Origin of the sequence: Pectobacterium versatile (assembly GCF_020166435.1) — a bacterium.
GTDB classification, from domain to species: Bacteria; Pseudomonadota; Gammaproteobacteria; order Enterobacterales; family Enterobacteriaceae; genus Pectobacterium; species Pectobacterium versatile.
This window is the reverse complement of record NZ_JAINZP010000001.1, coordinates 271,845-285,932: the sequence shown is the minus strand read 5'-3', so window position 1 is coordinate 285,932 and position 14,088 is coordinate 271,845. Positions and strand designations below refer to the sequence as shown.

The 14,088-nt window shown below is 52.3% G+C and carries 12 protein-coding genes; 3 read left to right on the top strand and 9 right to left on the bottom strand.

Annotation, left to right across the window (positions count from 1 at the left end; all coding sequences use genetic code 11):
• Positions 1 to 106 precede the first annotated feature (106 nt).
• Positions 107 to 1,519 (top strand): pyruvate kinase PykF, encoded by a 1,413-nt coding sequence (gene pykF / locus K7X24_RS01260; RefSeq protein ID WP_224552420.1) that lies wholly within the window; start codon positions 107 to 109, stop codon positions 1,517 to 1,519.
• 311 nt (positions 1,520 to 1,830) lie between these two features.
• A complete protein-coding gene (locus tag K7X24_RS01255; RefSeq protein ID WP_005970385.1) occupies positions 1,831 to 2,067 on the top strand; it encodes a major outer membrane lipoprotein in 237 nt (78 codons plus the stop codon).
• Between the two features lie 177 nt (positions 2,068 to 2,244).
• Here the strand turns inward: K7X24_RS01255 and K7X24_RS01250 are convergent, their stop codons facing one another.
• The 7 genes from K7X24_RS01250 to sufA form a co-directional block, all read right to left on the bottom strand.
• Entirely contained in the window at positions 2,245 to 3,267 is a 1,023-nt protein-coding gene (locus K7X24_RS01250) for a L,D-transpeptidase family protein (RefSeq protein ID WP_224552418.1), read from the bottom strand.
• 672 nt (positions 3,268 to 3,939) lie between these two features.
• On the bottom strand, positions 3,940 to 4,356 hold the full coding sequence (gene sufE, locus K7X24_RS01245; protein WP_224552416.1) for a cysteine desulfuration protein SufE: 417 nt from the start codon (positions 4,354 to 4,356) through the stop codon (positions 3,940 to 3,942).
• 33 nt (positions 4,357 to 4,389) lie between these two features.
• Positions 4,390 to 5,613, bottom strand: a complete 1,224-nt coding sequence (gene sufS, locus K7X24_RS01240; RefSeq protein ID WP_224552413.1) for a cysteine desulfurase SufS — start codon at positions 5,611 to 5,613, stop codon at positions 4,390 to 4,392.
• Positions 5,613 to 6,959 (bottom strand): Fe-S cluster assembly protein SufD, encoded by a 1,347-nt coding sequence (gene sufD / locus K7X24_RS01235; protein WP_224552412.1) that lies wholly within the window; start codon positions 6,957 to 6,959, stop codon positions 5,613 to 5,615. Before sufD ends, sufS begins: the two co-directional genes overlap by 1 nt.
• Positions 6,934 to 7,680: a Fe-S cluster assembly ATPase SufC gene (gene sufC, locus K7X24_RS01230; RefSeq protein WP_005970394.1), complete on the bottom strand. Its 747-nt coding sequence runs from the start codon at positions 7,678 to 7,680 to the stop codon at positions 6,934 to 6,936. The genes sufD and sufC overlap by 26 nt, the downstream gene beginning before the upstream one ends.
• Before the next feature lie 97 nt (positions 7,681 to 7,777).
• On the bottom strand, positions 7,778 to 9,277 hold the full coding sequence (sufB, locus tag K7X24_RS01225; protein ID WP_039489097.1) for a Fe-S cluster assembly protein SufB: 1,500 nt from the start codon (positions 9,275 to 9,277) through the stop codon (positions 7,778 to 7,780).
• Between the two features lie 13 nt (positions 9,278 to 9,290).
• Positions 9,291 to 9,662 (bottom strand): Fe-S cluster assembly scaffold SufA, encoded by a 372-nt coding sequence (gene sufA, locus K7X24_RS01220; RefSeq protein ID WP_039489096.1) that lies wholly within the window; start codon positions 9,660 to 9,662, stop codon positions 9,291 to 9,293.
• 426 nt (positions 9,663 to 10,088) lie between these two features.
• Here sufA and K7X24_RS01215 point away from each other — a divergent pair, with 426 nt between their 5' ends.
• Positions 10,089 to 10,490, top strand: coding sequence for a hypothetical protein (locus tag K7X24_RS01215; RefSeq protein WP_224552410.1), 402 nt, complete (start codon positions 10,089 to 10,091; stop codon positions 10,488 to 10,490).
• A gap of 64 nt (positions 10,491 to 10,554) precedes the next feature.
• Here the strand turns inward: K7X24_RS01215 and menI are convergent, their stop codons facing one another.
• Together menI and K7X24_RS01205 are read right to left on the bottom strand one after the other, a co-directional pair.
• Entirely contained in the window at positions 10,555 to 10,971 is a 417-nt protein-coding gene (menI, locus tag K7X24_RS01210) for a 1,4-dihydroxy-2-naphthoyl-CoA hydrolase (protein WP_103860438.1), read from the bottom strand.
• The gene (locus K7X24_RS01205) at positions 10,971 to 14,024 is read right to left on the bottom strand and encodes an FAD-binding and (Fe-S)-binding domain-containing protein (protein ID WP_224552407.1); all 3,054 of its coding nucleotides are present in this window, start codon (positions 14,022 to 14,024) and stop codon (positions 10,971 to 10,973) included. The genes menI and K7X24_RS01205 overlap by 1 nt, the downstream gene beginning before the upstream one ends.
• Between the last annotated feature and the right edge of the window lie 64 nt (positions 14,025 to 14,088).

Below are 14,088 nucleotides of genomic sequence, written 5' to 3'. Positions count from 1 at the left end.
ACTTACCTCCTATACTGTTTCCTCATACATTCTTTCCAGCGGCTTGTCTCGCCTCGCCACTGGTTCACTCGTTTTTTTATCCATCACAACTTGTAGAAACTATCGTATGAAAAAGACAAAAATTGTTTGTACCATCGGGCCGAAAACTGAGTCGGAAGAAATGCTTGGCAACCTGCTGTCTGCTGGCATGAATGTTATGCGCCTGAATTTCTCTCACGGGGATTACGCAGAACACGGTCAACGCATCAAGAACCTGCGTGCCGTTATGGAAAAAACCGGTAAGCAAGCCGCCATCCTGCTTGACACCAAAGGCCCTGAAATTCGTACCATGAAGCTGGAAAACGGCGCTGACGTAACGCTGACCGCAGGTCAAACGTTCACGTTCACCACCGATCAAAGCATCGTGGGTAACAAAGATCGCGTTGCAGTAACCTACGCTGGATTTACTGAAGACCTTAGCGTTGGTAACACTGTTCTGGTTGATGACGGCCTGATCGGTATGCAGGTTACTGCAGTCAACGGTAACGACGTCGTTTGTAAAGTGCTGAACAATGGCGATCTGGGCGAGAATAAAGGCGTCAACCTGCCTGGCGTTTCCATCCAACTGCCTGCGCTGGCCGAAAAAGACAAGCGCGACCTGATTTTCGGTTGCGAACAAGGCGTCGATTTCGTTGCCGCATCTTTTATCCGTAAACGTTCTGACGTTGAAGAGATCCGCGCTCACCTAAAAGCACACGGTGGCGAGCACATCCAGATCATCTCCAAGATCGAAAACCAGGAAGGGCTGAATAATTTCGACGACATCCTGGAAGCGTCCGACGGCATCATGGTTGCCCGTGGCGATCTGGGCGTTGAGATCCCAGTTGAAGAAGTCATCTTCGCGCAGAAGATGATGATTGAAAAATGTAACCTGGCACGCAAAGTGGTGATCACCGCTACGCAAATGCTGGATTCCATGATCAAAAACCCGCGCCCTACTCGTGCTGAAGCTGGCGACGTGGCTAACGCCATCATCGACGGCACCGATGCCGTTATGCTGTCTGGCGAAAGTGCGAAAGGTAAATACCCACTGGAATCCGTTACCATCATGGCAACGATTTGTCAGCGTACCGATTCCGTGATGAAAAGCCGTCTGGATACCATCAAGACACCAGGAATACTGCGTATCACCGAGGCTGTCTGCCGTGGTGCGGTAGAAACTGCAGAGAAACTGGATGCACCGCTGATTGTGGTTGCGACCAGCGGCGGCAAGTCGGCCAAGTCTATCCGTAAATACTTTCCGAATGCCCGCATTCTGGCACTGACGACTAATGAAGTCACTGCACGTCAACTTCTGCTGAGCAAAGGCATTGATACGCTGCTGGTGAAGGAAATCGCCTCTACAGATGATTTCTACCGCATTGGTAAAGAAGCGGCGCTGAACACGGGTCATGCGCAAGCTGGTGATGTGGTAGTTATGGTATCTGGTGCTCTGGTTTCCAGCGGCACGACCAACACCGCTTCCGTACATCGTCTCTGATCAAATATCAGTCGGTAAAAAGCGCCTTAGTGGCGCTTTTTTTATATTCTGAAATGGCTTCCTACAGTGCGATAACCTAATTAATTTTTTTATACAATGCGCCATTTTAATAGCCCAAAGCCTCAGAGTTATCCGAGGAAAATAGTGCTATTTTCCTTCCTTTTTTAATGGATAGGTAAAACTCGCTGTTTCTTTGAGCGAACGATCAAAATTAAGCATGTTCTCATCAAAAATTTATTCTCATTAGAAAATAGTTTGTGTAATACTTGCAACGCTACATGGAGATTAACTCAATCTAGAGGGTATTAATAATGAATCGTACTAAACTGGTACTGGGCGCGGTAATCCTGGGTTCTACTCTGCTGGCAGGTTGTTCCAGCAATGCTAAAATCGATCAACTGTCTTCTGACGTTCAGACTCTGAACGCTAAAGTTGACCAACTGAGCAACGACGTGAACGCAATCCGCTCTGACGTACAAGCTGCTAAAGATGACGCAGCTCGTGCTAACCAGCGTCTGGACAACCAAGTTCGTACTTACAAAAAGTAATCGAGCTGGTTAAGTAGTGAGAATGGCGCACAATGTGCGCCATTTTTTTTGCCTTCGTTTTGTTCTATCAACCTTCGCGGGTTCATCCCTTTTTCACGTTGCCTGACGTCTCCATCCTTTCGCCCCCCTTGGCCAGCACAGATGCGCCTAAACGCATCTGGCCGATTTATTTCATGATTACCGAGCAGTAGTACTGATAGCCGTGATCGGCGCAACCTGATGCGTTTTAGGCGCTTCTGGAGCAGATTCTACAGGCGGCTGGTAGGTATTGATGTCTTGCCCTACGCTAACCACGATTGGCATGCCTGAACGACGCACAATCGCATCAGCAACGGCTTTACTGTCCGTCTCCGCGTCCTTAACAAACTTCTTCGTCTTCGCCGTCAGCGAAATCGGCATGGTTTGTGGATCGTCCTTATCGGTCTTCGACAGAGGCTGATGCACTTCAACGTAGCGTTTGCCGTCTGGCTCAACGGAAGTTTTAATCGCATCGTTAACAATCTGCACTCGCGTACCGACTGGCACGTTGTCGAACAACGCCTTGATGTCATCCGGGCGCAGACGAATACAGCCGGAGCTTACGCGCATGCCGATACCGAAGTCCGCGTTCGTACCGTGCAGCAGATAAACCCCGCCGTGCGCTGACAAACGCAACGCGTGTAACCCCATCGGGTTATCTGGGCCAGCCGGAACGACAGCAGGCAGTTTAATGCCCTGCTCTTCGAGATAATGCTTACGGATGTTCGCCGTTGGCGTCCAGGTCGGGTTTTCACGCTTCTCGCTTACGCTGGTCGTCATCAGTGGCGTATTGCGCCCCAACTGACCGATGCCTATCGGGTAAACGATGACGGTATTCTTCCCTTTCGGGTAGTAGTAGAGGCGCAGCTCCGCCAGATTGACCACAATGCCTTCACGCGGGGTATCCGGCAGCAGCATTTGCGTTGGGATCGTGATCGTGGAACCCGCTGTCGGCAGGTAAGGATCCACGCCTGGATTCGCTTCCATCATGCCCAACAGACCAATCTTGAAATCCGCAGCGATAGCCTCCAGCGGACGACCATCATTGGGGACCGTATAAGCGATATTCTCGCCGATAAGGCGACTATTAGGTGGCGGTAGCGGGTATTCCGTCGCTTTAGCGGCGGTGCTGGCCAGATATGCCGCGAAGGCCATACCAAGTAAAGTTAACGCGCGTTTCATATTAGGTTCCCTACATCACAGCTATACCCGTCATACTTCAAGCTGCTTGTGCGTTGGCAATACTCGGCTCATTTTTGAGCCTCGCCCTGAAGGGCCGCCGCAAGCGGCGTTCAAATCGGCTTAGCCGATTTGTCCTTACTCACCCCGGTCACTTACTTATATAAGCTCCTGGGGATTCGTGCGGTTGCCGCCTTCACGCAACTCGAATTGTTTGGGGTATAATATATTAATTATCAACAACATCCGGTTCTGTACCCAGAATGCAGTATCCGGCTGGCTATACCCTGTTTACCCCCGTCATACCTCAAGTTGCCTGTGCGTTCGCCCTGCTGCAACCTGAATTTTTCAGGGGATATCTGGTGTCAATGCGGCTATTTTTGCCCCTTTCCACCGAGCGTGGGTATATATTAGCATTGTTGTAACAAAAGAATATTTTATTTAAAAATCAAAGCATTGATATTCAATTCTTTACAAAGCAGAGTCAGCATAAAATTTAATGGAAAATAAATATACGGGACGAATTCTGAAATATCAGCGAGTTAATAAATCGACCAAAAAACAATAACGTGTCGCTGGTAAAAATCAGTAAGTGAAAAAACAAAAAAGCGCTGGACGTTTTTTCCGTCACAGCGCTTTTTTATACTTCAGGAAAGCAGAAAACAGGGAAGAAAATTAAAGCAGTGCGGCAGCATGCGCACGAATCGCGCGCAGCATCGCCTCAAGCCCCTGAGAGCGGGATGGCGTCAGGTGTTGATTCAACGCCAGCGATTCAAAGAATGGCCGCACATCTAGCTCAACAATCTCCTGCGCAGTCAGCCCCTGATACAGGCTGAAAACCACCGCAATCAGCCCTTTCACGATGGCGGCATCACTGTCGCCGTGCAGGGTGATAATGCCCTGTTCATCAGGCTGTGTCACAATCCAAACCTGACTTTGACACCCCGAAACCAGGTTATCTGGATTACGCCATTCGTCAGGCAGAGGGTCAAGACGCTCCCCTAACTCGATGACATAAAGATATTTTTCTTCCCAGTCATTACAGCGCGCAAAGTTGCGCGCCAGTTTCTGCGGTTCTGGCAGACTCGCCATGTTTTCCTCCCCGAACAGATCCGCGCGTGGCGCTTAACTGCCCAGCAATCGATGGATACGTTGCAATCCGGCAACCAGCCGGTCAATTTCTTCGCGTGTAGTATAAACGGCCAGCGAGGCGCGGCACATACTGGGAACACCATAGTGTTCCATCAGCGGCATCGCGCAATGGTGGCCGGTGCGAATCGCAATACCGTACCGATCGAGGAAACTTCCAACATCATAGGCGTGGTGCTGCCCAAGATTAAATGCAATCACACCGTGGCGCTCAGCAGGACCGTAAAGCGTAAGATCGGGCACCTGCGTTAACGCTTCCAGCGCATACTGCATCAGCGAGGATTCATAACGTTGAATGTCTTCACGCCCCAGCGCCGTTACGTAGTCCAACGCGGCACCTAAGCCTATGATACCGCCCGTGTTGGGCGATCCCGCTTCAAAGCGCCACGGTGAATCGGCATAGGTGGTGCCCGTACGCAGGCTCACCTGACGAATCATCGCCCCGCCACCTTCCCACGGCGGCATGGCCTGGAGCAGGTCACGTTTGCCGTATAGCACGCCAATACCCGAAGGGCCGTAGATCTTATGTCCTGAAAAGACAAAGAAATCGCAGTCCAGATCCTGCACATCGACAGGCTGATGCATAATCGACTGCGCGCCATCGATCAACACAACCGCGCCCGCCGCTTTTGCCTGCGCAATCATGGATTTCACTGGGTTCAGCGTGCCCAACACGTTAGAGATCTGCGTCACTGCCAGCAGACGAGTACGCTCATCCAGCAAGCCAGGAAGCTGCGCGACATCCAGCGTGCCATCTTCAGCCAGCGGTAATACACGAACCTCAACGCCACGCGCTTCCGCCAGCATCTGCCAAGGAACGATATTCGCGTGGTGTTCCATCTCAGTGATGATCAGGTTGTCGCCCGGCTGGATGAAAGTGCGGCCATAGCTGTTAGCCACCAGATTGATGGCCTCCGTTGTCCCGCGAACAAAGACAATCTCTTCTGCCGAGGCGGCATTGATAAAGGACGCCACCTTTTCGCGCACCGCTTCCATCGTGCTGGTCGCCTGTGCGCTCAGCGTGTGAATACCGCGATGCACCGCAGCATATTCATGGCGATAGAATTCGGCTTCGCGATCGATTACCGCGTGCGGTTTTTGCGCACTCGCGGCGCTATCAAGATAGGCTAACGGCTGGCCGTTAACCTCACTTGCCAGCAACGGGAAATCGGCGCGAACCCGTTCAATAGGATAACTCATCATACCGCCTTACCGGCATTCGCCAGCGCGTTTGGCAAACGCTGCGCGATACGTTCCAGAACCACATCTCGCAGAGACTCGTTTTCAATCGCTTCTGTGACTTCCGCCGCAAAGGCGAAGATGATCATCTGTTGCGCATCCTGCTGCGTAATACCGCGGGAACGCAGATAGAACAGCTGTTCTTCGTCCATACGGCCAATGGTGGCGCCGTGACTGCATTTCACGTCATCCGCGTAGATTTCCAACTGCGGCTTGGTGTCGACTTCCGCCAGTCGGCCCAGCAGCAAGTTGTTGTTGGTCATCTGCCCGTCAGTTTTCAACGCATGCGGCGCAACTTTGATCATGCCGTTAAACACTGCTCTGGCACGATCGTTGACGATAACCTTATGCAACTGACGACTTTCGCCATAACCCTGATTGTGTTCCAGATACGTTCGCGTATCACACACTTCACTACCGACAGGCAGAATCAGGCTATTCATGGACAGATTAGTGCCTTCGCCGTTCAACTGGGCGCTGGTGTTATGACGCGTCAGACCCGCCCCCAGCAGGAAGCTGTGGCTACGAACACGAGCATCACGCGCCAGAACCAGATCGTTATGCGCGAAGTGGTAGCCCGCCGCCGCTTCAAACGCCAGCTTATAATGGCTAACCTGGCTATTTTCTGCCGCATTCACCGTCAGGCGCGCACCGGTAAAGTGGGCATGTTCATCCAGACTGACGTAGTGCTCGATAATTTCTGCGCTCGCACCACGCTCAACGTTCAGATGATGACGATGGTGAACCGTGTTCAACGCCGCTGCCTGACAGCTGCTGATGTGCAACAGGTAAAGCGGTTTTTCCGCCTGCTGTCCGGCAGCCAGACGAATCAGCGTACTGGTGCTAGCCAGACTTTCGGTCAGGTGCAGGAACACTTCTGACTGGATGGCCGCAGGCAGCGCGCCACGCGCACGCGACGCCTGTACATCAACCTGATAAGGGCCCCAGGCGCTGTCGCTAAGTTCAGTATTAAATACGCCATCGACAAACACCAGACGCCAGCTATCCACGGCTAATGCCAAGGCGTCTACCGCTGCACGATCGAGAGACGGTGCCTGCGGTGCGACAAATTCGTTGCTCAGCAAGCCATCCAGCGGCGTGTATTTCCAGTGCTCATGCTTACGGTGCGGTAAGCCAAGGCGCACTACGTCCTGCCAGTGTTGGTTCGCCTCTTCAGAACGGCGCGATGCATCACGCTCAAACAGGCCATGCCATTGTTGCAGCGCCTGCTCTTGCTTCTGGGCGATGCTGGTTTTACCCGTCGCGTTGTCGCTCGTCACCTTATTGCTCGTCGGTAAGCCAGCCATAGCCTTGCTCCTCCAACTGTTTCACCAACGAGAAATCACCGGATTTCACAATACGTCCCTGATACAGAACGTGGACGTGATCCGGTTTGATGTAATCAAGAATACGCTGGTAGTGCGTTACGATGATGAACGAGCGTTTGCCGTCGCGCAGGGAGTTCACGCCGTTAGAGACGATTTTCAGTGCATCGATATCCAGCCCGGAGTCGGTTTCATCCAGAATGCACAGATCCGGCTCCAGCGCCGCCATCTGCAGAATATCGTTACGCTTCTTCTCACCGCCGGAGAAGCCCACGTTGACCGAACGGGTCAACAAATCTTCCGGCATATTCAACAACTTGATCTTTTCTTCGATAAAGTCGGCGAAGTCAAAGCGATCCAGCGGTTCCTGTTCGCGGTATTTACGCACCGCGTTAACGGAGGTTTGCAGGAAGAACTGGTTGCTGACGCCGGGGATTTCGACAGGGTACTGAAACGCCATAAAGACGCCTTCGCCCGCGCGATCTTCTGGAGACAATTCCAGCAGATCTTTCCCTTTGAAGCTGACCGAACCGTCGGTCACTTCATATTCTTCACGTCCAGCCAGCGTTGCGGAGAGCGTACTCTTTCCTGAGCCATTCGGGCCCATAATCGCGTGGACTTCACCCGGCTTAATGGTGAGATTAAGCCCTTTGATGATCTCTTTGCCTTCTACGCTGACTTTTAAATTTTCGATGCTTAACATGCTTATTCCTTCCAACGCCCAATGTGGCGAGCGCTTAATGAATTCCGGGACCGATGATTCTCATTATTCGTCTGTGAAAATCCCGGTAACCGCCGAATTAACCGACGCTGTGTTCCAGGCTAATCGCCAGTAACTTTTGTGCTTCTACCGCAAATTCCAACGGCAATTCAGAGAAGACGTCCTTACAGAATCCGTTCACGATCATCGAGATGGCGTCATCTTCGCTGATACCGCGTTGCAGACAGTAGAACAGCTGGTCTTCACCAATTTTCGAGGTCGTCGCTTCGTGCTCCAACTGCGCGGTATTGTTGCGCACTTCCACGTAGGGGAAGGTATGTGCGCCGCACTCGCTGCCGATCAGCATAGAGTCACACTGAGTAAAGTTACGGGCGTTGGTCGCGCTCGGCATAATCTTCACCAGACCACGGTAGGTGTTCTCACTGCGTCCGGCGGAAATTCCTTTGGAGATGATGGTCGAACGGGTGTTTTTACCGATGTGAATCATCTTGGTGCCGGTATCGGCCTGCTGACGACCGTTGGTCAAGGCAACAGAGAAGAATTCGCCGACGGAGTAGTCACCGCGCAGAATAACGCTCGGGTATTTCCAGGTGATCGCTGAGCCGGTTTCTGACTGCGTCCATGACATTTTTGAATGCTCACCAGCACACAGCGCGCGCTTGGTCACGAAGTTCAGAATCCCGCCTTCTGCGTCATCTTTACCAGAGAACCAGTTCTGCACCGTGGAGTATTTCACTTCGGCATTCTTGTTGATGATGACTTCCACCACGGCGGCGTGCAGTTGGTAGGTGTCACGAACCGGCGCGGAGCAGCCTTCGATGTAGCTAACATAACTGTCGTCATCGGCGATCAGGATCGTACGCTCGAACTGACCGGTTTTCGCCGCGTTGATGCGGAAATACGTCGACAGTTCCATCGGGCAGCGCACGCCTTTCGGGATGTACACAAACGTGCCGTCAGAGGCAACTGCCGAGTTCAGCGCCGCAAAAAAGTTGTCGTTCGCCGGTACGACCGTACCGAGATACTGACGCACCAGTTCGGGATGCTCCTGAATCGCCTCGCTGAATGAGCAGAAGATAATGCCTTTTTCAGCCAGCTCATGCCGATACGTGGTCGCAACAGATACGGAGTCAAAAATCGCATCGACAGCCACTTTCTTGCCTTCACGGACAGGAACACCCAACTGATTAAACGCATTCTCTACTTCGCTGGTCAGGTAATTATTCACGTCCGTAATCCCGGATTGCTGCTTGGCGCCGGGCTCAGAGCCGCAGCTGTCATCGCAGTTACCGCAGGAAGGCGCGGAATAATAGCTATAGTCCTGATAGTCCAGTTTCTCGTAATGGGCTTTCAGCCAATGCGGTTCTTCCATCTCCAGCCACGCTTTGAAGGCATTGAGACGGAATTCCAGCATCCACTCAGGTTCATTACGCTTCGCCGAGATCGCCCGTACGACATCTTCATTGATGCCATGCGCCAGTTCATCGGTTTCCAACTGCGTGAAGAAACCTTCTTTATAGCGTCCATCACCCATCCAGATCTGGACATCATCAGGTACATCTACCGTGCTACGTGCCATAATTTTTCATCACTTAAATGCCAAAGCTTTCGCCACATCCACAAGCATGCTGCGCTCTGGGATTATTAAACTTGAATATCTGATTCAGCCCTTCACGGACGAAATCAAGTTCTGTGCCGTCAATGAAAGGCATCGCTTTCAGTGGGACATACAGTTTTGCGCCATCACGTTCGAAGACCAGATCGTCGGTCTCAAACTCCTGCACCAGATCCAGCACGTAGCCAAACCCTGCACAGCCTGATTGTTTAACGCCGAGCCGCAGTCCTTGCACGGCTTCATCCTGCTTCATCAGATTCTTAATCTGCTTCACGGCGCTCTCGGTCAGCGTCAGTCCTTGCCAGACATTTTCATCCAGTGAAAACGTCCCTACATTTTCCGCTTGCATATGGAATACCTCATTGCGTGTGGTACCAGTTTTAGGCTGGTTTCCCCTAATGTTAGTGATAATGAAACTAGCTTCAACCTCTTGTTTCGCAGGGCTATTCGTAACATTTCGGTTTTTAGCGAGCCAATAACGCTATTTTACACGTCTCTGACGCGCCAAACAATGCGGCAACAAATCAACTAACCAATTGATAATAAATGAATTAATATCATTACCCCTGTCCCTTCCGAGAAAGTAAAAATTATCATCTCGTTATCATTATTATAACATTTATCGGCGATACCTATTTGTAAAACAGGGAAGGTATATGAAGATTTATGTGATTTCCGATCGTACTTTTGACGTTAAAGCACATTTTGCCCATTGATCATGGCCTTTTTTATCAATATGATAATGATTATCATTTCATTTTCAGGATCGATAACCATGCTTTCCGTGAATGCCTGGCTGCACCACCAAATTGACGAATATAAATTTCAGATTCGCGATGCCACCGTTGATTTTTATATGGCGGAAGCTCGCCTGAACCGTCCAGGAAGCAATATTGACCATTTACGTCGCTATCATAACGCCTGCATGAACATGGTTGAACTCTGTCTGAGAAATGGCGATGACGACAGCTATCTGCATGCACTGGCCAAGCTGCACAATCGGTTGATTAAAGAGATTAATAATGAAGGGCGTTGCCACCTCTTTCGAGTGCAAAGCTACTACTTTGCCCGTAACACGCTGAAGTCGATTTGCCATCAGTTAAGCATGCAAGGCTCATGGGATAAAGCCACCGAGTTTCAGACAGACTTCGTTAAGCGTGTGCCGTTTCTCCCCTGAAGAGCAATGTTTTCTCAGAACAACCGAACCAGACCCGCCAGCAGTCTGGTTCAGTGCCTCATGTTTACGGTGTAATGACCGACGTCGTCAGACGTGAAATGCAGCACAGGCGATTCTGATTATCAAAAATCTCAATCTGCCACACCTGGCTACGGCGGCCAACGTGAAGCGCCCGGCACACGCCCCGCACTTCCCCTTCGCGCACGGCTCGCAGATGGTTGGCGTTAATTTCCAGCCCCACAACTTGCTGATCGCCTTCAGAACACAAATAGCCCGCGACGGAACCCAACGATTCCGCCAGCACGACGGACGCGCCGCCGTGCAATAAGCCAAACGGCTGACGCGTGCGAGAATCCACTGGCATCACCGCTTCCAGAGAATCCTCCGCGATATGGGTATAATGAATACCGATATGACCCACCATACACGTTTGGCTCTGTTGATTCAGTTGCTCAAGCGTAACCTGTCGTTTCCATAGCATCAGATAATCTCCAGCAAGGCCTGTAGCGGATGGCGCAATGCGCTACCCTCCATGCGTTTCACCTGACTGCGGCATGAATAGCCGGTGGTCAGGCAGCGTTTCTGCGGTAACTTCTGCAACACCTGCTGCCAGGACAATGCATAGATTCCCTGCGAGTTAGCGAGGTTCTTGGTTTCATGCCCGTAGGTTCCCGCCATGCCACAACATCCGACGCTGACATTCTCCAGTTTGGCACCAAAGCGCGAGAAAATGTCGGACCACTGTTTCGTGCTGATTGGCAGCGCCGTGGTTTCCGTACAGTGCCCCAGCAGATACCAGGATTCGCCGGTAGCAGGCTGCGGCGTGCTGTCTGCCAAAGCCGTCACCAGCCATTCATGCACCAATTGCACCTGAAAATCGCCACGTTTCTCACCCAGAATTTCACGGTATTCGTCGCGATAGCACAGCACCAGCGCGGGATCGACGCCCACCATTGGCATCCCCAGTTTGGCTACGCGGTTCAGGAAATCTGCCGTCTTCGAGGCCGTTTTGGCAAAACGCTGCAAGAAGCCTTTAATGTGCTGCGCTTTTCCGTTCGGCGAGAACGGCAACAGCACCGGTTTCAGCTTCAGTTTTTCGATCAGGTGGACGAAATCAGCCACCACCTGCGCATCGTAATAGCTGGTAAACGGATCCTGCACGATTAACACATACTGCTGGCGCGCCGCTTCCGGCAACTGTTCCAGTTGCTCGAGCGTGGTGTTGACGCCGCTATGCCCAGCAAACTGCTGTCGCAGTGACGGCGATGACAGCAAGGGCAAATCGACCATACCAATCTGGCTGCGGCTCAGGTTATTCAGCAGCGGCATTTTCAGGAAGAAGTTAAACGTCTTCGGGCTACGCGCCATCAGCGGCGCATAGCTTTCGACACCGGCCACCAGATAATCACGAACCGGGCGCAGGTAGCGCGTGTGATAAAGCTGTAGGAAACGGGAACGGAAACCGGGCACGTCGATCTTGATAGGACACTGAGTTGAACAAGCTTTACACGCCAGACAACCCGACATCGCATCTTTAACTTCATGCGAGAAATCGTAATCCCCCCGCTTCGCCTGCCAGGTGTTGCGGGTTTTCTGGATAAAGGCGCGCAGGCTCAGCTTCTGCTGCGGTAAGGCATTTTCCAACGCGACAGGATCGACGCCCTGCTCCGCCAGCAGGCGTAACCATTCACGCACCAGCGTCGCACGGCCTTTCGGTGAATGAATACGGTTGCCGCTGATTTTCATCGACGGACACATTGGGCTGCGAGCATCAAAGTTAAAACACAGTCCGTTACCGTTACATTCCATCGCGCCACGGAACGCAGTACGCACCGTCAGCGGGATCGTGCGATCAAACGTGCCGCGCTTGACCGCATCGACTTTCATCATCGGCGCATCCACGTCCAGCGGCGCACAAATTTTTCCGGGATTAAGTCGGTTATCGGGGTCGAACGCCGCTTTGATACGGCGCAGTTCGGCATACAGCTCCGGCCCAAAGAATTCCGGGCTGTACTCAGCGCGGAAGCCTTTGCCGTGTTCGCCCCACAGCAGACCGCCATACTTGGCCGTCAGCGCGACAATCTGGTCGGAAAGCTGCTTCATCAGCATTTCCTGTTGCGGGTCACACATGTCCAGCGCGGGACGAACGTGCAGCACCCCTGCGTCCACATGGCCGAACATACCGTACGTCAGGTTATGGCTGTCCAGCAGCGCACGAAACTCTTCGATGTAATCCGCCAGATGCTGCGGCGGCACGCAGGTATCTTCCGCAAACGGAATCGGTTTCGCCAATCCTTTGCTGTTGCCCAGCAGCCCGACGGCTTTTTTCCGCATCGCGTAAATACGTTCGATGCCGGCCAGATCGTTACAGGTTTGGTAACCAATCACCCCGCCTTCTCCGCTTGCCAGCAGCGTATCCAGCCGTTGACAGAGTGAGTCGACCTGCCCGTTAATCAGTGCTTCATCATCACCTGCGAATTCAACGATATTCAGGCCGAGCATTTCCTGATTAGGCACATCGGTAATCAGTTCGCTAACGGAGTGCCAGACAATATCTTCGCGGGCAAGGTTTAAGACTTTGGAATCCACAGTTTCAACGGATAACGCCTTCGCCTCCACCATGAACGGCGCATTGCGCAACGCGGAGTTGAAGGAATCGTATTTGATATTGACCAGACGACGGCTCTTCGGCAGCGGCGTGATATCGAGCTTCGCTTCGGTGATAAACGCCAGCGTACCTTCAGCCCCGGTCAGAATACGCGTCAGGTCAAAGGTACGGAGATCGTCGCTGAACACATGGCGCAGGTCATAACCCGTCAGAAAACGATTCAGCTTAGGGAACTTGTCGATAATCAACGCACGCTGTTCGCGACAGCGGTGCAGCACCGTATGGTAAATACGGCCGATGGCGGAATCTTCTAACGCCAGTTTCTCTGCCAGCTCTACCGGCATCGCCTGCGTATCCAGCATTTCGCCGCCCAGCAAGACCGCACGCAGCCCCAGCACATGGTCTGAGGTTTTACCGTACACCAGCGAACCTTGCCCTGATGCATCGGTATTGATCATGCCGCCCAGCGTCGCTCGGTTACTGGTCGACAGTTCAGGTGCGAAGAAATAGCCATAAGGCTTCAGGTACTGATTAAGCTGGTCTTTAATCACGCCAGCTTCGACGCGCACCCAGCCTTTCTCAGGATTGATCTCCAGAATGCGGTTCATATAACGCGACATATCGACCACGATGCCGCGATTCAGCGCCTGCCCGTTCGTTCCTGTCCCGCCACCGCGTGGCGTAAAGGTCAACCCTGAAAAACGCGTATCACCCGCCAGCCGCGAGAGGATCGCCACATCGGCGGTTGAGCGGGGGAAAACCACCGCATCCGGCAAAAGTTGGTAGATACTGTTATCCGTTGCCATCGTCAGACGATCGGCATAATTGGTCGCCGTATCGCCTGTGAATCCATTTTTCTTCAATGCTTCCAGAAAATTAAGCACCGGCTGGACCAGCCCGGGAGATTGCGTGATCTGTGGGATCATTATTTTTTGACCCTGTCCGTACATGATGTGTTTGCCAATATGTCGTGAAATGCCTGCTATAGCC

Excerpts from the sequence above, each read along its gene's own strand:
- K7X24_RS01205 (WP_224552407.1), bottom strand. The coding sequence starts at position 14,024 with ATGATCCCACAGATCACGCAATCTCCCGGGCTGGTCCAGCCGGTGCTT.
- K7X24_RS01250 (WP_224552418.1), bottom strand. The coding sequence starts at position 3,267 with ATGAAACGCGCGTTAACTTTACTTGGTATGGCCTTCGCGGCATATCTG.
- menI (WP_103860438.1), bottom strand. The coding sequence starts at position 10,971 with ATGCTATGGAAACGACAGGTTACGCTTGAGCAACTGAATCAACAGAGC.
- sufC (WP_005970394.1), bottom strand. The coding sequence starts at position 7,680 with ATGTTAAGCATCGAAAATTTAAAAGTCAGCGTAGAAGGCAAAGAGATC.
- K7X24_RS01215 (WP_224552410.1), top strand. The coding sequence starts at position 10,089 with ATGCTTTCCGTGAATGCCTGGCTGCACCACCAAATTGACGAATATAAA.
- sufD (WP_224552412.1), bottom strand. The coding sequence starts at position 6,959 with ATGGCTGGCTTACCGACGAGCAATAAGGTGACGAGCGACAACGCGACG.
- sufB (WP_039489097.1), bottom strand. The coding sequence starts at position 9,277 with ATGGCACGTAGCACGGTAGATGTACCTGATGATGTCCAGATCTGGATG.
- sufA (WP_039489096.1), bottom strand. The coding sequence starts at position 9,662 with ATGCAAGCGGAAAATGTAGGGACGTTTTCACTGGATGAAAATGTCTGG.
- sufS (WP_224552413.1), bottom strand. The coding sequence starts at position 5,613 with ATGAGTTATCCTATTGAACGGGTTCGCGCCGATTTCCCGTTGCTGGCA.
- K7X24_RS01255 (WP_005970385.1), top strand. The coding sequence starts at position 1,831 with ATGAATCGTACTAAACTGGTACTGGGCGCGGTAATCCTGGGTTCTACT.
- sufE (WP_224552416.1), bottom strand. The coding sequence starts at position 4,356 with ATGGCGAGTCTGCCAGAACCGCAGAAACTGGCGCGCAACTTTGCGCGC.
- pykF (WP_224552420.1), top strand. The coding sequence starts at position 107 with ATGAAAAAGACAAAAATTGTTTGTACCATCGGGCCGAAAACTGAGTCG.